15 protein-coding genes and 1 pseudogene are annotated in these 20,314 nt (G+C 71.5%); 10 read left to right on the top strand and 6 right to left on the bottom strand.

From position 1 onward, the window contains the following. Nucleotide 1 precedes the first annotated feature (1 nt). From ACWV17_RS15980 to sph, 3 genes are all read right to left on the bottom strand, one after another. Complete coding sequence (locus tag ACWV17_RS15980; protein ID WP_455360229.1) at nt 2-739, bottom strand: MerR family transcriptional regulator; 738 nt, start codon at nt 737-739, stop codon at nt 2-4. A 78-nt stretch (nt 740-817) separates the two neighbouring features. Next, nucleotides 818-1,804: a cation diffusion facilitator family transporter gene (locus ACWV17_RS15975; protein WP_455360228.1), complete on the bottom strand. Its 987-nt coding sequence runs from the start codon at nt 1,802-1,804 to the stop codon at nt 818-820. Nucleotides 1,805-1,882: 78 nt separating this feature from the next. Further along, nucleotides 1,883-2,869 (bottom strand): sphingomyelin phosphodiesterase, encoded by a 987-nt coding sequence (gene sph / locus ACWV17_RS15970; protein ID WP_455351522.1) that lies wholly within the window; start codon nt 2,867-2,869, stop codon nt 1,883-1,885. 169 nt (nt 2,870-3,038) lie between these two features. Between sph and ACWV17_RS15965 the strand changes: the two genes are divergently transcribed. From ACWV17_RS15965 to ACWV17_RS15930, 8 genes and pseudogenes are all read left to right on the top strand, one after another. Beyond that, complete coding sequence (locus ACWV17_RS15965) at nt 3,039-3,533, top strand: F0F1 ATP synthase subunit B family protein (RefSeq protein WP_455360227.1); 495 nt, start codon at nt 3,039-3,041, stop codon at nt 3,531-3,533. 442 nt (nt 3,534-3,975) lie between these two features. Continuing rightward, nucleotides 3,976-5,166: a tryptophan 2,3-dioxygenase family protein gene (locus ACWV17_RS15960; protein WP_455360226.1), complete on the top strand. Its 1,191-nt coding sequence runs from the start codon at nt 3,976-3,978 to the stop codon at nt 5,164-5,166. Between the two features lie 37 nt (nt 5,167-5,203). Beyond that, nucleotides 5,204-6,346: pseudogene (locus ACWV17_RS15955) on the top strand (MalY/PatB family protein); the annotation flags it as partial. An 81-nt stretch (nt 6,347-6,427) separates the two neighbouring features. Further along, nucleotides 6,428-6,793: an MmcQ/YjbR family DNA-binding protein gene (locus tag ACWV17_RS15950; RefSeq protein WP_455360275.1), complete on the top strand. Its 366-nt coding sequence runs from the start codon at nt 6,428-6,430 to the stop codon at nt 6,791-6,793. A 174-nt stretch (nt 6,794-6,967) separates the two neighbouring features. Continuing rightward, nucleotides 6,968-7,858: an oxygenase MpaB family protein gene (locus tag ACWV17_RS15945; RefSeq protein ID WP_455360225.1), complete on the top strand. Its 891-nt coding sequence runs from the start codon at nt 6,968-6,970 to the stop codon at nt 7,856-7,858. 120 nt (nt 7,859-7,978) lie between these two features. Further along, nucleotides 7,979-9,877, top strand: coding sequence for a Xaa-Pro dipeptidyl-peptidase (locus tag ACWV17_RS15940; protein WP_455360274.1), 1,899 nt, complete (start codon nt 7,979-7,981; stop codon nt 9,875-9,877). A gap of 109 nt (nt 9,878-9,986) precedes the next feature. Continuing rightward, complete coding sequence (locus ACWV17_RS15935; RefSeq protein ID WP_455360224.1) at nt 9,987-11,261, top strand: M14 family metallopeptidase; 1,275 nt, start codon at nt 9,987-9,989, stop codon at nt 11,259-11,261. Between the two features lie 81 nt (nt 11,262-11,342). Continuing rightward, nucleotides 11,343-13,082 (top strand): BCCT family transporter, encoded by a 1,740-nt coding sequence (locus ACWV17_RS15930; RefSeq protein WP_455360223.1) that lies wholly within the window; start codon nt 11,343-11,345, stop codon nt 13,080-13,082. Nucleotides 13,083-13,097: 15 nt separating this feature from the next. Here ACWV17_RS15930 and ACWV17_RS15925 read toward each other — a convergent pair whose 3' ends face one another. Next, complete coding sequence (locus tag ACWV17_RS15925; protein ID WP_455360222.1) at nt 13,098-14,045, bottom strand: FAD-dependent oxidoreductase; 948 nt, start codon at nt 14,043-14,045, stop codon at nt 13,098-13,100. Between the two features lie 95 nt (nt 14,046-14,140). Between ACWV17_RS15925 and ACWV17_RS15920 the strand changes: the two genes are divergently transcribed. Beyond that, nucleotides 14,141-15,178: an oxidoreductase gene (locus tag ACWV17_RS15920; protein ID WP_455360221.1), complete on the top strand. Its 1,038-nt coding sequence runs from the start codon at nt 14,141-14,143 to the stop codon at nt 15,176-15,178. Between the two features lie 112 nt (nt 15,179-15,290). Next, entirely contained in the window at nt 15,291-16,928 is a 1,638-nt protein-coding gene (locus ACWV17_RS15915; RefSeq protein WP_455360220.1) for an ABC-F family ATP-binding cassette domain-containing protein, read from the top strand. Nucleotides 16,929-16,972: 44 nt separating this feature from the next. Here ACWV17_RS15915 and ACWV17_RS15910 read toward each other — a convergent pair whose 3' ends face one another. Next, a complete protein-coding gene (locus tag ACWV17_RS15910) occupies nt 16,973-17,752 on the bottom strand; it encodes an SDR family NAD(P)-dependent oxidoreductase (protein WP_455360219.1) in 780 nt (259 codons plus the stop codon). A 115-nt stretch (nt 17,753-17,867) separates the two neighbouring features. Further along, nucleotides 17,868-20,243, bottom strand: coding sequence for a Tex family protein (locus ACWV17_RS15905; protein ID WP_455360218.1), 2,376 nt, complete (start codon nt 20,241-20,243; stop codon nt 17,868-17,870). Nucleotides 20,244-20,314: the final 71 nt, after the last annotated feature.

Raw genomic sequence — 20,314 nt, 5'->3', positions numbered from 1 at the left:
TTCACTCCGCGGTGAACGCCGCCCGCAGTTCCTGCTTCAGCGACCGCTGGAACGCCGTCACCAGGGCCTGCACCACCAGGGGCTGCATATGGGCGGACAGCGACTTCATCGCCGCGACATGCTCCGGGTCCGACTCCCGCTCGCGGTAGGGCCCCCAGACCTCGTCCCGGAACAGCCGGGTCATCTCCTGCGCCACCGCGCGGGTGTGCTCCACCAGGACCGTGCGGGCCGCCAGGAGCGTCTCGGTCGCGATCGGCACGTCCAGCAGCTGTACGCCGAGCCGCAGCAGGCCGGGGTCCACCCGGAACGTGTCGGGCGCGGCCGCGCGCTCCAGGACGTTCATCGCCGCGAGCCGGTCGATGTCCTCCTCCGACAGGGCCCGCCCGGCCCGCCGCTCCAGCTCCGGCCGGGAGGAGTCCTCGGCCGAGTCGGGCGCCCAGGAAGCCACCAGAGCCCGGTGGATGGCCAGATCGTGGGCGCTCAGATCAGCCGGCAGCTGTTCCAGGTAGCGTTCGATCGCGGACAGCGTCATGCCCTGATGCTGAAGCTCCTCGATGAGGGCCAGCCGGGACAGATGCGCGGGACCGTAGTGGCCGACCCGGCGGGGACCGATCACCGGCGGCGGCAGCAGCCCGCGCGTGCTGTAGAACCGCACGGTGCGGACGGTCACCCCGGCCCGCGCGGCCAGCTCGTCGACCGTGAGCGTGGGCTCCTGCGCCGGAGTGGCCTGCGTGGTCATCGGCGGTGCCTCACTCTCTCTGCGCGTGGTTCAACAGTATTGCTGTCTCACCAACGATGTGAAACCTCCACGTCTCCGTCAGCCGAAATGGTGGGCCAGCGGCGCGTGCGGGTCCTGGTCGGTCGCGCCCTGCGGGGTGTGGTCGACATGGACCGTGGCGGCGGCCAGCCGCGGGACCGCGTGCAGCAGGGCGTGCTCGGCGGCCACCGCCAGCGTGTGGGCCTCGACGACCGTGAGCCCGGGGTCCACGACGATGGCCGCCTCGGCCCGCAGACTGTGCCCGAGCCAGCGCAGACGTACGGCGCCCACCGCCCGTACTCCCTCGACATGCCCGAGCGCGTGCTCCGCCTCGTCCACCAGGGCCGGGTCGACCGCGTCCATCAGCCGGTGCCACATCTCGCGCGCCGCGCCGCGCAGCACCAGCACGATCGCCCCGGTGATCGCCAGTCCGACCAGCGGGTCGACCACGCGCCAGCCGAGCGCCGCGCCGCCCGCGCCGAGCAGCACGGCGAGCGAGGTGAATCCGTCCGTGCGGGCGTGCAGACCGTCGGCGACCAGGGCCGCCGATCCGATCCGGCGGCCGGTACGGATACGGGCCCTGGCCACCCACTCGTTGCCGGCGAAGCCGACCAGGCCGGCCGCCGCGACCGCCGGGAGGTGGCTGACGTCCTGCGGCTCGATCAGCCGCCGCACGGCGGCGTACCCGGCGAACACGGCGGAGGCGGCGATGACGAGGACGACGAACACGCCCGCCAGATCCTCGGCCCGGCCGAAGCCATAGGTGTAGCGGCGGGTCGCCGCCCGCCGGCCCAGCAGGAAGGCCACGGCGAGCGGCAGCGCGGTGAACGCGTCGGTGGCGTTGTGGACGGTGTCGCCCAGCAGCGCGACCGAGCCGGACAGCGCGGCGATCACCGCCTGGACGACGGTGGTGGCGGCGAGCACACCGAACGAGAACCACAGGGTCCGCAGTCCCGCCGCCGATCCCTCCAGGGCGCTGTCGATCCGGTCGTGGGAGTGGTGATGGTGGTGTCCGTGGCCGTGACGGTGGTGTCCCTGACTCGTCATGAACACCACCGTGGCACACCAACTCCCCTGCAGCCAGCATCGAAAAGCGCCCGCTGACCAGGTGCGACAGCCTCGCAGCTACTGCCCGGACGCGACCACCGGATAGTGGTCGGACAGGTTGGTGTACGTGTAGCTCCTGCCCCAGCTGGTGACGGTCCAGGGCGCGCTCTGCTCCTTGATCACGTTGTTCGTCCAGCCCGCCGGCCGGGCGTGACCCGCGCGGTGCAGCACGTAATCCAGGTCCTCGCGCGGGTCGTCCGGGTAGCGCTCGGACGCGATCGAGTTGTCCTGGGTGTCGAAGGAGTACGGGTGCCCGGTCCGCGCGTCGGCGTCCGCCAGGCCGCCGTCGGCGAGCATCGTGGCGTACTCCGGGGTGCGCGAGTCGACGTTGAAGTCACCGGCGACCAGCACCTGCTCGCTCGCCGGGATGTTCTTCGCGTCCAGGAAGGCGTCCATGGCCCTGAACTGCCGGCTGCGCATCTGCGCCGCCTCGCCCGCGCGGCAGCCGGGGTCGGTGGACTGGGCGTGGGTGCCGACGACGTGCACCCTCGTGCCGTTCACGTTCAGCACGGCGTACACGAAGCCCTTGTTGGAGAACCAGTCGGCGCCGCACGCGTCCTTGTAGACGTACTGCTCCTTGCGCACGATCGGCCACTTGCTCAGCACGGTGACCCCACCGTCCTCGGGCGTGGTGGCCGAGTACGAGCCGCCGGTGGCGTCCCAGCCCGTCCTGCTGCGGCCCATCACCGGGGTCTGGTACGGGTACTGGGCCGAGGAGTTGCTCTTCAGCGCGTCGGAGGAGGAGTTGTCGAAGGCCTCCTGGATCACCACCACGTCGTGACCCTGGAAGAAGGAGGTGGCCGGGATCGCCTTCGCCCGGTGGTCCTGGCCCCAGTTGGGGTACAGGTTCTTGCTGAACAGGAAGGCGTTGTACGTCAGCACCTTCAGCCGGGGAGTCTCGGCGGCCGAGGCGTTGGGGGCCGTCGCGGTCGTCGCCAGGGTGGCGGCGGCCAGGACGGCGGCGAGGGCTGCGCCCTGGGTACGGCGAAGCGTGGGGAGCGGCACTGGGTCTCCTGGATCCTGTGGGGGAAACGGCGGCGCCGCACATCAAAGCAGCTGGGGTTACTTCCAGGTAACACCTGTGCACCAGGAATCTTGACGCGTGCGCACGCTCGGACCAACTCTCCAGCGCTCGTGCGGTAGTTCAGGCCGGCTGGCGGGTAAATCGACAATCATGGAGCTGCTTCCCCTGGACATCGGCCCGCTCAACCCGACCGTGCCGGAGCTGCTCGTCGGCCTGGTGCTGTTCGCGGCGTCCTTCGTCGTCCTGGCGAAGGTGCTGCTGCCGCGCATCGCGCGGGTCCTGGCGGAGCGCGAGGACGCGATCGACGGGGTGAGCGCGCGCGCCGCCGACCTGCGCGCTCAGGCGGCGCAGGTGCGCGCGGACAGGCTGGCCGAGATCGCCGCCGGCCGGCATGCCGCGGCCGCGATCCGCCACCGTGCCCAGGACGAAGGCATGGCTCTCATCGCCGAGGCCCGGGAGCAGGCGCTGCGCGAGCGCGACGCGATTGTCGCGGCCGGGCGGGCCGCGATCGCCGCCGAGCGAGCGGTCGCCGAGGCGGAACTGCACGCGTACGTGGGCGTCTGGGGCGCGGACCTGGCGACCCGCATCCTCGGCGAGCCCCTACCGGCGTCCCCGGCCGCCGAGGACCGACCGGCGGACGCCTGACCCGGACGCCGGCCGCAGCTCCCGGCCCCCTAGGGGCTGTCCGGCGGATCTTGGCCGGGGCCACGGCGTCTGGCACGGCACCTCGCTGCGTTGCCGAAATGCCCGAATAGCTCCGCTATTAGGGCACTCCGGCGCCTTGCGATGCACCGCACCAGACGCCGCGTCCTGTCCGGCCCAGATCCGCCGGACAGCCCCTAGGCAGCCCTGCTCGGTAAGCAGGTCGTCCCACGGATACATCCCATCCCGCCGTGCTCCCACTCGGCGGTGCACTCGTGCGTCGAAGGCCTGCCCTCCTGTCAAGACACGAGTATTCGAGGCATGATATGCGGCTCTTCGATCGGGCTTAGTGAGCCCTAGAACCTCACTGGGGAAACGTGAGGCTTCCCACCAGAGAGGAAACGTTCTCATGTCAATGTGCCGTATAACGACACGTAACGCAGCCTTGGCCGAACTCGACGAAATCTCCCTGGCGCGCTCGATCACAGAGCAGGTACGGCGAACAGGAAAGCATTTCCTGTCAGAGCAGATGCTTGTTCAGCTGTGGGACATCCGCAGCCGGCATGCCGCGAATCGCCCGCTTCTCGAAGCATTTCTCGACTGCATGCTGGACAAGTACGAGGGGCGTTACTGGAACCGGAGCTATCTCGCGCTGCCACTTCTGGAGCTCCTCTTGGACGACCGGCATGCCGCCCTGACTCCCGACCAGTTGTCCACTCTCCTCATATCCGACGTCATACGATTCGAGATCGAGACAGCCGGCGCGTCACACGAATCGCCGGGCCGGAGGCGGCCGGATCCGGCGACACTGCGCAAGCGACTACGCCATGCTCTGCGGTTCGTGGCCGGCCACCTCAGCACATCAGATGCCGATGACCTGCCGTTTCAGGCAGATCAGATGTCCGAGGCCCGACTGGAAGATCTCCTCGACTACTTGCCGAAGCCGTCGGCGACGGACGCCGGCCAGTGGTTCGACGTAACCGTCCAGCCGGTATACGTACTGCATGACGAATATTTCTTCATCCGCGCCCTTCAGGCCCATGAAATGGTATTCACCACGATCGCGACAGCAGTTCAGGAAGCGATCAAGGCATTGCGTAATGGGCTTCTCGAAGCCGGCGTGGAACGAGTGGATCATGCGACCTCCATGTTCGAACGCGCCGCAGCACTGTTCCGGATAGTCGCCACAATGCGGGCAGAGCAATTCTCCACATTTCGACAGTTCACCCAAGGTGCCAGCGCCATCCAGTCCGAACAGTACAAGCGGTTCGAGATTCTGTGCGGTCCTCCGCCCGTCCCGCGTCTGCAGTCAGCTGCCTTCACGAGTGTGCCAATCGTGCGTGCCGAGACGGAAGCCGGCCATGACAGTTTGACTCGTGCGTATCTCGGCATCCGCGGCGAGGACGGATTCAGTCAGGCGGAGTGGAACACTCTCGACGCAGCGCTCAGCAGGTTGGAAAGCAGGCATCAGCGCTGGAAATCAACCCATCGCAGGCTTGCCGTGCGCATGCTCGGTGATGCGCCCGGATCCGGTTATACCGCCGGCGTTCCGTACCTCACGAAAAGTTTGGAAAACCGCTTGTTCTGGCAGCTCGGCGGGGTCTGCTCGATGAGCTCGGGCACAGCAGCCGCTTGAACAGCTCGGACCGACCGAAAGAGACGAGGCCTCCTCGATGCCACAGAGCTGCTCCTACGACGGGCTCACCCCGAATGTGCTCCGCGCTCGCGCCACGATGAAGTGGAACACCCACGCCCCCGACGTCCTGCCGCTCTGGCTGGCGGAGATGGACTTCCCCACCGCGCCCGTGGTCCACGCGGCGATACGGGACGCGGTGGACCGTGAGGAGTTCGGCTACCCGAGGAACGACGCGGCGACCGGGCTGCCGGAAGCGGTCGCCGAGTGGTCGGCGAGGAGATACGACTGGCAGGTTGACCCCCAGCGGGTCCATGTGCTGGCGGACGTGGTCAAAGGGGTGGAGGTGGCTGTCGAGGAGTTCTCGTCGCCCGGCTCGCCGGTCGTGCTGCCGACACCCGCGTACACGCCCTTCTTCGAAGTGCTCAAGGTCCTCGGCCGGCCGATCGTCGAGGTCCCCATGGTGCTCGACGCCGGCAGACACGTCCTCGACCTCGACGGGATCGACCGGGCATTCGACTCCGGCGCCGAGATGCTGCTCCTGTGCCAGCCGCACAACCCGCTGGGCCGTCTGTTCAGCCGCGCCGAGCTGAGTGCCCTCTCCGAGGTGGTCGCCCGGCACGAAGCGTGCGTGACCTCCGACGAGATCCACGCCCCGCTCGCGTACGAGGCTGCCCATGTGCCGTATGCCTCCGTCTCGGCGGAGGCCGCCGGACACACCATCACCCTGGTCTCCCCGTCCAAGGCGTGGAACCTTCCGGGACTGAAATGCGCCCAGGCCATCACCAGCAACGACGCACACGAGGAGCGCTGGCGTCGGATCTCGCGGGTGAAGACCCACGGCGCATCGACCCTCGGCATCACCGCGAACCTCGCCGCCTACCGGTCGGGCGCCGCATGGCTCGACGCAACCCTGGCCCACCTCGACCACAACCGCAGACTCCTCGCGGAACTTCTGCACGAGTGGCTGCCGGAGGTGACGTACACCCTCCCCGAGGCCACGTACTTCGCGTGGCTCGACTTCGGGAGACTCGGACTGCCCGGGGAGCCGGCCGACTTCTTCCTGGCCAACGCCCGCGTGGCCCTGAGCGCGGGGCAGGCGTTCGGCGCCGATGGCGCCGGTTGCGCCCGGCTGAACTTCGCCACCACGACTCCGATCCTGGAGCAGGCGGTCGAGGCCATGACAGCCGCGCTTCGGAACCATCAGCGCGCGACGCTCAGAGTGCCGGCCCCTGCGTCAGTGGCGCTGACTACCGTGGTGGCCATGAACGATGCCGAGGACGTCCGCCGTATCGCCCTGTCTCTCCCTGACACGGTGGAGAAGGAAGCATGGAGCATGCCCACATTCCGCGTGGGCGGGAAGATGTACCTCACCATCCCCGACGACCAGACATCGTTCGCCGTCCGCTGCCCGAAAAGCGAGCGGACGGAGCTCATCGCCGCCGAGCCGGAGAAGTTCTGGGTGCCGCCGCACGAGGCGAGCTCGGCATGGGTCCGGGTCCGGCTCACCGCGCTGGAGGACCTGGACGAACTACGCGACATCGTGGTCGACTCCTGGCGACAGGCCGCACCGGACCGACTGGCCGAGCAATTCCCGCACCTGCGGCCGGGCACGGTACCCGGCGAATGAGCACCTCCGAGGGCGCAGGATCCCGCGGGGATCGCGCGGGCCGGGTACCTCGGCCAGCCGCTGCAGTAGGCCGGGCACTTCCGCTTCCTCCTGTTCAGCGAGGAGCCCTGCGCCGACCCGCACCGCCGGCACCCGCTGATCGCATACTGGAAGGGACATCCGGGGAGCCGAGGCATGCGTCAAGAGCCCGCGCCGCCCCCGCCCGGCGGCATCCTGTGGTACCTGGCCGGTGACATCCGTGCCCTGCTGATGCTGCCCGCCGCGCTCACCATGCAGGTCGCCCACCCGGCGGTCGGGGCGGGCGTCGACGAGTACTCCGTCTTCCGCACCGACCCGTGGGGGCGCGGCGAGCGGTCATTGCACTCAGTCCAGCTGTGGGTGTACGGCGGCGAGGCGGCCGCCCAGGAGGGGCGGCGGCTCAGGAGGCTGCACCGGACCATCCGCGGCACGGACGCGCACGGGCGCCGCTACCACGCGCTGGACCCGGCCTGCTACTCCTGGGTGCACGCCACCGGCTTTCCGGTGTACCGACACGCGGTGCGCTACCTCGTCCGCCCGCTCAGCGAGCGGGAGGAGCGGCAGCTGTACGCGGAGTGGCTCCAGGTCGGCCGCGTCCTCGGACTCCGCGACCGGGACATGCCGCAGACCGTCGAGGAGTTCTGGCCGTACTACCGCAAGGTCCTCGCGGACGAACTCGAAGCCACCGTGGTCGTGCGCGAACTCGTCGCCACCGACGCCCCGGTGCCGCCGCCGGACCGCGGACCGCTGCCGGTGCGGCTGCTGACGCGGGCGCTGTGGCCCGCACTGCTGCCCGCGTTCGTCCGCTTCCGCGCGTTCGTCACCCTCGGCTACATGCCCCCGGACGCCCGCGAGGCCATCGGGCTGGCCTGGAGCGATGCCCAGGAGCGCAGGCTCCGGAGGTTCAGCGGCGTTGTCCGGACGGTGGTGCCGGTGCTGCCGGAGCGGCTGCGCTATCTGCCGCCGGCCCGCGAGGCGCGGGCGCGCCAACGGCCGCGCGAACGACGCCACGGGCGGCACGCGGCGGCCCCTCGCTCGCACACGTAGCCCCAAAGGCCCTCTGTTGCCCAGGAGTTGACGGGAGTACCGTCCCCGCCCGTGGTGATACGTGCGCGGGGCACCCGCATCCAGTCGAGATCGTTCGTGGCAGCGGCCGTGGCCGCCCTGATGGCTGTGCTTCTCTCGCCGGCCGGCGTCGCCCAGGGCGCGCCCCGCGAGAGCCGGCCCGTCTACTCCTACGAGAACGCGATACGCGAGTCCGTGTGGGTGGACACGAGAATCGACGGCGACACGGACGGAAAGCCGGACCGGGTCGCCGTGGACATCGTCCGGCCGCGCGAACCCGCGCAGCACGGCCGCAAGATACCCGTGATCATGGACGCCAGCCCGTACTACGCATGCTGCGGGCGCGGCAACGAGAGCCAGAAGAAGACGTACGACGCGCAGGGCAACGTGGTCCAGGCGCCCCTGTTCTACGACAACTACTTCGTACCCCGCGGCTACGCGATGGTCATGGTCGACCTGGCCGGCACCAACCGCTCGGACGGCTGCGTCGACGTCGGCGGCCGCTCCGACGTCCAGTCCGCGAAGGCCGTCGTCGACTGGCTGAACGGCCGCGCCCGCGGCTACAGCACCCGCACCGGTGACAGCCGCGTCAAGGCCGGCTGGACGACCGGCAACGTCGGCATGATCGGTAAGAGTTACGACGGCACCGTCGCCAACGGCGTGGCCGCCACCGGCGTCGAGGGCCTGAAGACCATCGTCCCGATCGGCGCCATCTCCTCCTGGTACGACTACTACTTCGCCCAGGGCGCCCCGCTCTACGACAGCGGCCCCGACTGGCTCTCGAACTACGTCGAGAGCCCCGCGGCCCGCGCCCGCTGCGGCGCCGTGCAGCAGCGGCTCGTCGACGGGGCGCCGCGCTCCGGCGACTGGACCCGCTTGTGGAACGAGCGCGACCACGTCAAGGACGCCGACCGGGTGGAAGCCAGTGTGTTCCTCGTCCACGGCATGCAGGACCTCAACGTCCGCGCCAAGCACTTCGGCCAGTGGTGGGACGCCCTCGCCGACGAGGGCGTCGAGCGCAAGATCTGGCTCTCGCAGACCGGGCACGTCGACCCGTTCGACTTCCGCCGCGCCGAGTGGGTCTCGACCCTGCACCGCTGGTTCGACCACGAACTCCTCGGCTACGACAACGGTATCGACCGCGAGCCGATGGCCGACATTGAGCGCGCCCCCGGCCAGTGGTCCACCGACCGGGTCTGGCCGCCCCGCTCCACCGATGCCACCGAGGTCCGTCCGGCCAAGGGCGCTGCCGCGGGCGTCGGCACCCTGGGCCTGAAGCCCTCGGCCCCCGGCGCCACCGAAACGTTCACCGACGACCCGCGGTTGAGCGAGACCGACTGGGCCGCACGGATCGACGTGACCACACCCGGCAAGACCGGGTTCCTCACCCGCCCGCTCGCCAAGGACCTGCGGCTGTCCGGCTCCGGCACGGTGACCGTCACCGCCACCCCGTCCACCGCAACCGCCCACCTCTCCGCGGTCCTGGTGGACCTGGGCCCCGACACCATCCGCGACTACGCGGCCACGGGCGAAGGCATCAGCACCCTGCCCGAGCGCACCTGCTGGGGACCGAGCACCGCCGGTGACAGCTCCTGCTTCAAGGAGACGGCGGCGAAGACCGCGGCCGTCGACTACACGGTGTTCAGCCGCGGCTGGGCCGACCTCGGCAACCACGCCTCCGCCGGGAAGGGCCGCCCGCTCACTCCCGGCAAGGCGTACACGATCACCCTCGACCTGGCCGCCAGCGACCACGTCGTCCCCGCCGGACACCGGCTCGCCCTGATCATCGCCGGCACGGACGCGGGCCTCATCGACCCGCCGTCCACCCGCCCGACCGTCACCGTCGACCCGGCCCGCACCTCCGCGGACCTCCCGGTCGTCGGCGGCGCCGCGGCGTTCGCCCGCGCCACCTCGGGCCCCGCGCCCGAAGCCGCGCCCTTCGAGGCACGCCTCGACGGCGTGGCCGGCCCGGGCCGCATCCAGCGGGTGCCGGGCTCCTGACTAACAGGGGCCGCGCCGGAGCCCCCGGCGCGGCCCCGGCCCGTCCCCGACGGGCCCCGGCCCCGCGCGCCGCCCGTCCGTACATCCGAAGGCCGAGGAGGATCCGCCCATGAGCCGACGCGTCCGTACGTCCCTGCTCGCCGCAGCACTCGCCCTCCCGCTGCTGGCGGCTGCCCCCGGCCAGGGGAGCGGCGACCGGCCCCGGACCGGTTTCGAGGCGTCCAACGGCGCCCGCTGGACCACGCAGTCCGAGGAGCAGCACTTCCTCGCCACCGTCGACCGGGCGAGCGGACGGATGGCCGTCGACCGCATCGGGACGACCCGACAGGGCCGGCCGCTGCAGCTCGTACGGATCGGCGCGCCCCGCGCGGCGAACACCCTGCTGCTGATCTGTTCCCAGCACGGCGACGAGCCCTCGGGCCGGGAGGCATGTCTGAGCACCGTGCGCGATCTGGCGTACGCCGAGGACCCGTCCACCCTGCGCTTCCTCCAGCGCACCCGGGTCCTCGTCGTCCCCACAGCCAACCCCGACGGCCGGGCCGCGGACACCCGTGGCAACGCCGACTCCGTCGACATCAACCGCGACCACATCGCCCTGGCCACCGCCGAGGGCCGGGCGCTGGCCGCGGTCATCCGCGACCACCGGCCGGACACGGTCTACGACCTGCACGAGTACGGCTCCACCTCGCCGTACTACGACAAGGACGTGCTGGCCCTGTGGCCACGCAACCTCAACACCGCCGACGCCGTTCACGCGGAGGCGACGACGCTCTCGGAGGAGTACGTCCGCCCGGCGGCCGGGGCCGCCGGCCACAGCACCGGCATCTACGGCATCTGGACCGACCCCGCCACGGGCGAGCCGGTCCGTCAGGTCGCCGGCGACGGCCAGGAGCGCATCCTGCGCAACACCGCGGGGGTCAAACACGCCGTGGGCCTGCTCGTCGAGACCCGCGTCGACCCCCTCACTGCCGCCGAGAAGGCGGACCCGGCGCTCAACAACCGGCGCCGGGTGCACTCCCAACTCGCCGCGCTGGACGGTGCCGTCGCGTTCGTGTCCGCGCGCAGGACCCGGATCGAAGCGGCCACCCGGACGGCCCGCCTGGCCGGGTACGCCGACCACGGCCCGGTCGCCCTCGGCGGCGCCGACAACGACCCGGCGGAACCCGCCGAGGTCATCCAGGACCCGCCGTGCGGCTACCGGCTGACCGCCGCCCAGTACGCCCGGACGGGGGACGAACTCGCCCTGCACGGCGTCGCGGTCCGGCGCGAGGGCACCGGAGCGTACGTACCCCTGAGGCAGCCGCTGCGCGCCCTCGTCCCGCTGCTCCTCGACGAGCGGGCGAAGTACCACCTCACGGACGGGCAGCCCGACACCGCCTGCTGAACCGGCCGGATGCGGGGCACATGTGGTAGGGCGTAGCGGGAGCGAGTCCCGACTCGGCGAACCCCTGGGAAAGGTGCCACTGTGCCACTTGAGTCAGATAGTCCGACGGCGGGTAGTCCGACGGCGGGTAGTCCGACAGCGGGCCGGGGCTCCCGGACCGACCGGGTCGTGTTCGGTGTCACGGCCGCGCTCACACTGGCGTTCGTGCTGTGGGGTGCCCTCGCCACCGACTCGCTCGAAAGCGTCTCCGACACGCTCCTGGGCGGCCTGATTCACAACGGCGGCTGGGCCTTCATGCTGGCCGCCTCCGGCTTCGTCGTCTTCGCGTTGTGGCTCGCCGTCAGCCGCTACGGGAAGATCAGCCTGGGCCGGGAGGGGGAGGGGCCGGAGTTCCGTACCGTGTCGTGGGTCGCGATGATGTTCAGCGCGGGCATGGGCATCGGGCTGATGTTCTACGGAGTGAGCGAGCCGCTGTCGCACTTCGACACGGCGCCACCGGGCACCAGCCCCGCCGACGACGCCGAGGCCATGCAGACGGCCATGGCGACCACCCTCTTCCACTGGACGCTGCACCCGTGGGCCATCTACGCGGTGGTCGGACTCGCCATCGCGTACAGCACGTTCCGGCGCCGCCGGCGACAGACCATCAGCGCCGTGTTCGAACCGCTCATCGGCAAGAAGCACGCCCGCGGCGCGGCGGGCCGGTTCATCGACATCCTGGCCATCTTCGCCACGCTGTTCGGCTCCGCCGCCTCGCTCGGCCTGGGCACGCTCCAGATCGGCAGCGGCCTGCGTGAAGTGGGCTGGCTGGAGACGGTCGGAACCGGGCTGCTCGTCACCATCATCGCCGTACTCACCGTGGCCTTCGTCGTCTCCGCCGTCTCCGGGGTGGAGCGGGGCATCCAGTGGCTGTCGAACATCAACATGGTGCTGGCGCTGGTCCTGACCGCGTTCGTCTTCGTCGCCGGTCCGACCATCATCGTCCTGGACCTGCTGCCCACCTCGCTCGGCGCGTACATCGGCGACCTGCCGCAGCTCGCCGGGCGTACGGAGGCGACGGGCGGCGAGGACGTGGCGGAGTGGCTGGGCAACTGGACGGTCTTCTACTGGGCCTGGTGGATCTCGTGGACGCCGTTCGTCGGCATGTTCATCGCCAGGATCAGCCGGGGCCGGACGATCAGGCAGTTCGTCGGCGGCGTGATCCTGGTGCCGAGCACGGTCAGCCTGCTGTGGTTCGCGGTCTTCGGCGGTACGGCGATGAAGCTGAAGGAGGGCGGCCGGCTCGGGGCCGAGACGACGCCCGAGGGCCAGCTCTTCGGGGTGCTCCAGGAGTTCCCCATCGCCACTGTGATGAGCCTCCTGGTGATGATCCTGGTGGGCATCTTCTTCGTCTCGGGCGCCGACGCGGCGTCCATCGTGATGGGCACGCTCTCCCAGAAGGGCACCTTCGAGCCGTCCCGGCTCGTGGTCGTCTTCTGGGGCTGCGTGACGGGAGCGGTCGCGGCGATCATGCTGCTCATCGGGAACGGCAAGGGCGACGCACTCGCCGGACTGCAGAACCTGACGATTCTGGTGGCGGCGCCCTTCACGCTGGTGATGGTCGGCATGTGCGTCGCACTGATGCGGGACCTGCGCAAGGACCCGCTGATCGTGCGCGAGGAGAGGGGTGACGCGGCCGTCGCGAAGGCGGTGATCGCGGGACACGAGGAGTACGACGGCGACTTCGAACTCCGCATCGGCCCGGGCACGGGTGACACGGAAACCGGCCAGGACACGGGCCCCGGCCCGAGCCCGGAGGGCGACCCGGCCGGCAAGCGCTGAGCCGAGGTCCTGAGCCTACGCGCGGGTGAGCCGGGCCGCCTCGCGTGCGCAGCCCCAGGCGACGGTGATGCCCGCGCCCCCGTGGCCGTAGTTGTGCACGCACAGCGCACCCGACGGGAGCCGTTCCGTCTCCAGCCGCACCCCACCGTCCCGGGCCGGCCGCAGGCCCACCCGGTGACCGATGACCTTCGCGCCGGCCAGTTCCGGGCGGATCCGCGCACACCGCTCGACGATCGCGCGGGCGGTCGGGGGGTCGGGCTCGCGGTCCCAGGAGTCCTCCTCGGCGGTGCCGCCGAGGACCACCCCGTACGGCTGCGGGAAGAGGTACGCCGTTTCGGCGGAGGCATGGTCCGCCGCCACGAACCACTCCTCGATCCCCGGGTTCTCGACGATCACCAGCTGGCCGCGCACCGGCCGGACCCGGGGGTCCGGCACCAGCTCCCGGGCGCCGATCCCGGAGCAGTTGACCACCACGGGCCCGGCCTCGCCGAGGTGGCGGACCTCGCGTCGCTCCACCACCCCGCCCGCCGCCTCCAGCCGTCCGCGCAGGTACCGGAGATGGGCGGGCATGTCGATCAACGGGATACGGGCGCGCAGCCCGTACGCGTACCCGGCCGGGAGCTCATCGGCCCGCGCGTCGCGCAGCCCCGGCACCTCGGCGCTCCACGGCCCCAGCCCGGCCATCGCCGTGTCCGCCATGAACCCCGGCACCAGGCGTACGCCGGTCTCCTCCGGCCGCCGCGCCAGCTCCGTGTACACCCGCAGCGACGCGAGCGACCAGACGCCGGCCGGCTCCTCGGGCTGGATGCGGTACGGCCACCACAGCGCGCCGGCCACCGCCGAGACCGTTTCCGTACCGGTCTCCCGGGCCCACACCCGTACCCGGCGGCCGTCCTCCGCGAGCACGATCGCCGTGGTCAGCCCGATGACCCCGGCTCCCACCACCACTACGTCGTCGGTCATGCCCGGACGGTACCGCGCCCCAGCGGCATCAGCCGGGCGGAATGTGTGGCGGGATGAGGTGCTCACATCCCGCGCCGGCTGGGGATACTCAGGACATGTCAGCCGAGTACGCGACTTTCGCACTGGCTCCCGCCGTACGCGCCGGCGGTGTGCTCGCCGACGGCTCGTACCAAGCGCACCGGGATTTCCTGGACTTCGTGGTGAACGGCAGGCCGCTGCTGTTCCAGCTCTCCGACCTCGACGCGGTCTCGCCGCTCGCCTCCGACGTCCCGCCCGCGATCTTCACCGCCCATGTCCGGGCGCTGCTGCTGGAGGCGGACGCGCCGCTGGACGGCGGGCGTTACCTCATCTACGGCTGCCCCGAGTGCGAAGGTCTCGAATGCGGGGCCGTCACCGCCGCCATCGAGCGCGGCGGGCCGGACGGACAGGACTTCGTCTGGCGGGACTTCGCGTGGCAGACGGACGAGACGGCCGACCTGGAGCGCAACGGCTACCACGGCATCGGTCCGTTCCGTTTCCGCGGCGGACCGTACCGGCAGGAACTGGAGAGGCTGCTGACGGACGGCGACCGCGCCGCCCCGGCCGCGCGCCGGGTGCTGCTGATCGGCGCCCGCGTCGCCGTGCTCGCCAAGCTCGCCGCGGCCCTGCGCACCATCGGCATCGGCGCCGAGATCACCCGCGACGCCGCCGCGGTTCCCGCCGACGAACTGCGCACGTACGGTGCGGTGGCCTTCGGCCGGGCCGTGAGCGAGCGGGAACGCGCCGCCGTGCGGGCCGCCTTCAGCGCGGCCGGCGTTGATGTCGCGTACGTCGACGGGCTCGCCCCGATCATCCCGCTGCTCGTCGCGCAGATCGAACACGCCCTGGACCGCAGCCCGTTGGACCGACGGCGTCTGACCGGCCTGGTCGTCACGGACGGCGAGGCGGGTGTGGAGGTGACGTCCGGCTGCCGGGTGCAGCTGATCGCGTACCGTCTCGACCGGCTGTACCGGATACATGTCGAGGAGCTGTTCGACGGCAGCTTGGCACCCGGCACCCACCGGATCCCGCTGGACGGGCGGGCCACGAGGGGCGAGTCCTTCATCGTGGCGCGCACCACGGGCAGCGTGCTGGTCGCGCCGATGGTGCGCTGAGCCGTGTATGCGCCGAGCCCGGGGTGCGCCGAGCCCGGCGGCGGCCGGCTCCACCGGGGCCGCCGCCGGGCTGTGGGGGCCGGGGTGAACGCCGATTAGGATCGGTCTCCTCATGACTGCAACCCTCGTCGCCAAGGACCTCGCCGCCGGCCACGGCGAACGCTCGCTCTTCTCCGGGCTCGACCTCGTCGTCGCGCCCGGTGACGTCATCGGCCTCGTCGGCGTCAACGGCGCGGGCAAATCCACCCTGCTGCGGCTCCTGGCGGGCCTCGACACCCCCGAGGACGGCGAGCTGCGCCTCTCCCCGCCCTCGGCCGCCGTCGGGCACCTCCCGCAGGAGCCGGAGCGGCGGGCGGCGGAGTCGGTACGGGACTTCCTGGCCCGCCGCACCGGGGTCGCCGCCGCGCAGCTCGCGCTCGACGAGGCCACCCAGGCCCTCGTCGACGGCGCGCCGGGCGCCGACGACGCGTACGCCACCAGCCTGGACCGCTGGCTCCACCTCGGCGGCGCGGATCTCGACGAGCGGGCGGAGGAGGTCGCGGCCTCGCTGGGCCTCACCATCGGCCTGGACCTCCCGATGACGGCGCTCTCCGGCGGGCAGGCGGCCCGCGCGGGGCTTGCCTCGCTGCTGCTCTCCCGCTACGACGTCTTCCTGCTGGACGAGCCCACGAACGACCTGGATCTCGACGGGCTCGACCGGCTCGAAACCTTCGTGAAGGGCCTGCGGGCCGGCACGGTCGTGATCAGCCACGACCGCGAGTTCCTGACCCGGACGGTCACCAAGGTGCTGGAACTCGACCTCGCGCAGCAGCGGATCAACCTGTACGGCGGCGGGTACGCGGCGTACCTGGAGGAGCGGGAGACGGCGCGCCGCCACGCGCGCGAGTCGTACGAGGAGTACGCGGACAAGAAGGACGCCCTGGAGGGGCGCGCGCAGATGCAGCGCTCCTGGATGGACAAGGGCGTCAAGAACGCCCGCCGGAAGGCGGGCGACAACGACAAGCTCGGGCGCAAGTTCCGCAGCGAGGCCAGCGAGAAGCAGGCGTCCAAGGCGCGCCAGACACAGCGGATGATCGAGCGGCTCGACGTGGTCGATGAGCCGCGCAAGGAGTGGGAACTCCGGATGGAGATCGCGGCCGCCCCGCGCTCGGGCTCGGTCGTCGCGACCCTGCGCGACGCGGAGGTCCGCCGCGGCGGCTTCACCTTCGGTCCCGCGACGTTGCAGATCGACTGGGCGGACCGGGTCGCGATCACCGGAGCCAACGGCTCCGGCAAGTCGACCCTGCTGGCCGCGCTGCTCGGCCGCCTCCCGCTGGACGCGGGGCACGCCACGCTCGGCTCCGGCGTCGTGGTCGGCGAGGTCGACCAGGCGCGCGGACTGTTTCTGGGCGAGGAACCGCTGCTGGACGCGTTCTGCGCGGCGGTGCCGGACACGGAGCCGGCCGAGGTCCGCACCCTGCTGGCGAAGTTCGGCCTGCGGGCGGCGCACGTGCTGCGCCCGGCCGCGACCCTGTCCCCGGGCGAACGCACCCGCGCGGCGCTCGCGCTGCTCCAGGGGCGGGGGGTGAACCTGCTGGTCCTCGACGAACCGACGAACCACCTGGACCTGCCGGCGATCGAACAGCTGGAGTCGGCGCTCGCCGACTACGAGGGAACGCTCCTCCTGGTCACCCACGACCGCCGCATGCTCGACGCCGTACGGACGACCCGCCGCCTGGTGGTGGCCGACGGCAAGGTCGCCGAGGCCTGAGCCCAAGCGCCGGCCCCGCCCCCCGTCAGACGTCCGCCCCGGCGTCAGACGTCCGCCGACGCCGGGGCCCTGCGGGTGCGTGCCATCTTCCCGGCGACCACCGTGCGCGGCAGATGCCGGGCCGCCAGGGCGTACACCTTGTAGCGCCAGCCGGTGATGCTCACGGGCCGGCCCAGCTGCAGGTCCTTCAGCGCCTGGGTCACCACCGCGTCGGCCTCCAGCCATGCCGATGCGGGCAAGGCGCTCACATCCATCCCGGCCCGGTCCTGGAACTCCGTACGGGTGAAGCCGGGGCACACGGCGAGGACCCTGACCCCGTACGGAGCGAGGTCGACGCGAAGGGATTCGCTGAAAGCCGTGATCCAGGCCTTGGCGGCGCCGTAGGTTCCGGTGGGCAGCAGTCCGGCGATGGAGGACAGGTTCAGTACGGCTCCCCTCCGGCGGGCCCGCATGCCGGGAATCGCCGCGTGGGTGAGCCTGAGCGGCACCCGGACCAGGAGGTCCAGCATCCGCTCCTCGTCCTCCAGCGGGCTGTACGGAAAGGGGGCGGCCAGACCGAACCCCGCGTTGTTCACCAGGACGTCCACGGGCCGGTCCGCGTCGCCGAGGCGGCTCTCGACCGCACGGCAGGCGGCGGGATCGAGCAGATCGGCCACGAGCACCTCGACGGACACGCCGAACTCCGCCCGCAGGGCTGCGGCGGACCCCTCCAGGCGCTCCTTGTCGCGGGCGACGAGCACAAGGTGGCAGCCCTTGGCCGCGAAGCGGCGGGTGAACGCCGCGCCGAGGCCCGCGCTGGCACCGGTGATCAGAACGGTGGTCACGACGACATCGCCTTCTCTTCGGCAACCGGGCACAGGCAGTGCCGGTACGCCATGACTACCGATCTTGTGCTCGAACTGGCAAGGCCGGACAGGCCCCAGGGGTCCGATCAAGCCATCAGCCGCGGCGGCGTCCCTCGGGGCCACCCGTCAGACCGGCCCGCCGCAGAGCGTCCGCCATCGCGCTGTTGGCCGGCGGTGGCGCGGCCGCCTCGCGCCGGTTGCCGCCGCCCCGGCTCGTGCCGCCTCCGCCGGTGCCGCCCCGCTGCTGCGGCGGGCGGCCGCCGCGGCGCTCGCGGGACGCCGGGGCGGGGGCGCCCGCCTCGTCCTCCAGGCGCAGCGTCAACGAGATCCGCTTGCGCGGAATGTCGACATCCAGCACCTTCACCCGCACGATGTCGCCCGGCTTCACCACGTCCCGCGGGTCCTTGACGAACGTCTTCGACATCGCCGAGACATGGACCAGCCCGTCCTGATGCACACCGACGTCCACGAACGCGCCGAACGCGGCGACGTTCGTGACCACGCCCTCCAGCAGCATCCCGGGCGCCAGGTCGCCGATCTTCTCGACGCCCTCCTTGAAGGTCGCCGTCCTGAACGCGGGCCGCGGGTCCCGCCCCGGCTTCTCCAGCTCGCGCAGGATGTCGGTCACGGTCGGCAGACCGAAGGAGTCGTTCACGAAGTCGGCCGGCTTCAGCGACCGCAGCACGGACGTGTTCCCCACCAGCGCCGCGACCTCGCTGCCCGCCGTCTTCCCCATCGCCCGCACCACCGGGTACGCCTCCGGGTGCACGCTCGACGCGTCGAGCGGGTCGTCCCCGCCCCGGATCCGGAGGAAGCCCGCGCACTGCTCGTACGCCTTGGGGCCGAGCCGCGCCACGTCCTTGAGCGCCTTCCGGGACCGGAAGGGCCCGTTCGCGTCACGGTGGGCCACGATGTTCTCGGCCAGGCCCGAGCCGATGCCCGACACCCGCGAGAGCAGCGGCGCGGACGCGGTGTTCACATCGACACCGACGCCGTTCACGCAGTCCTCGACCACCGCGTCGAGCGAACGGGACAGCTTCACCTCGGACAGGTCGTGCTGGTACTGGCCGACACCGATCGACTTGGGGTCGATCTTCACCAGCTCGGCCAGCGGGTCCTGCAGCCGCCGCGCGATCGACACCGCCCCGCGGATCGACACATCGAGGTCCGGCAGCTCCTGCGAGGCGAAGGCCGACGCCGAGTACACCGAGGCGCCCGCCTCCGAGACCATGACCTTCGTCAGCTTCAGCTCGGGGTGCTTGTCGCACAGTTCGGCGGCGAGCTTGTCCGTCTCGCGGGACGCCGTGCCATTGCCGATGGCGATCAGCTCGACGGCGTGCTCCCCGGCCAGCCGGGCCAGCTTCGCCAGCGACTCGTCCCACTTGTTGGCCGGGACGTGCGGATAGATCGTGTCCGTGGCGACGACCTTCCCCGTCGCGTCCACGACGGCCACCTTCACGCCGGTACGGAAGCCGGGGTCGAGCCCCAGCGTCGCCCGCGTCCCGGCGGGCGCGGCCAGCAGCAGATCGCGCAGGTTGGCCGCGAAGACGCGCACCGCCTCGTCCTCCGCGGCCTGCCGCAGCCGCAGCCGCAGGTCGATGCCGAGATGCACCAGGATCCGGGTCCGCCACGCCCAGCGGACCGTGTCCGCCAGCCACTTGTCCCCGGGGCGTCCGCGATCCGCGATGCCGAAGCGCCGGGCGACCATGCCCTCGTACGTTGAGGGTCCGGGGGTCTGCGAGGGCTCCTCGGGCTCCAGGACGAGGTCGAGCACCTCTTCCTTCTCGCCGCGCAGCATCGCCAGCACCCGGTGCGAGGGCAGGGCGGTGAACGCCTCCGCGAAGTCGAAGTAGTCGGCGAACTTCGCGCCCGCCTCCTCCTTGCCGTCCCGGACCTTCGCCGCGAGCCGCCCGCGCGACCACATGCGCTCCCGCAGCTCGCCGATGAGGTCGGCGTCCTCGCCGAACCGCTCGGTCAGGATCGCCCGGGCGCCCTCCAGGGCCGCGGCGGCGTCCGCCACCCCCCGGTCCGGATCGGCGAAGCCGGCCGCGGCGGCCAGCGGATCCACCGACGGATCGCCGAGCAGGCCGTCGGCGAGCGGTTCCAGTCCGGCCTCGCGCGCGATCTGCGCCTTCGTCCGGCGCTTCGGCTTGAAGGGGAGGTAGATGTCCTCGAGCCGCGCCTTGGTGTCCGCGGCGCGGATCCGAGCCTCCAGCTCGCCGTCCAGCTTGCCCTGCTCACGTACGGAGTCGAGGATCGCGGTCCGCCGGTCCTCCAGCTCCCGCAGATAGCGCAGCCGCTCCTCGAGCGTGCGCAACTGCGCGTCGTCGAGCATCTCGGTCGCTTCCTTGCGGTAGCGCGCGATGAACGGAACGGTCGAGCCGCCGTCGAGCAGCTCGACGGCGGCCTTCACCTGCCGCTCCCGTACGCCGAGCTCCTCGGCGATCCTGCCTTCGATGGACGTCGTCACGATCCCGTACCGCCTTCTCGCTGAGCTTGAAGGCAGCATTGTGGCAGGTGGCGCCGACAACCGGGGGATGC

This window comes from Streptomyces mabaensis (genome assembly GCF_053763515.1).
This window is presented reverse-complemented; position numbering and strand designations above follow the sequence as displayed.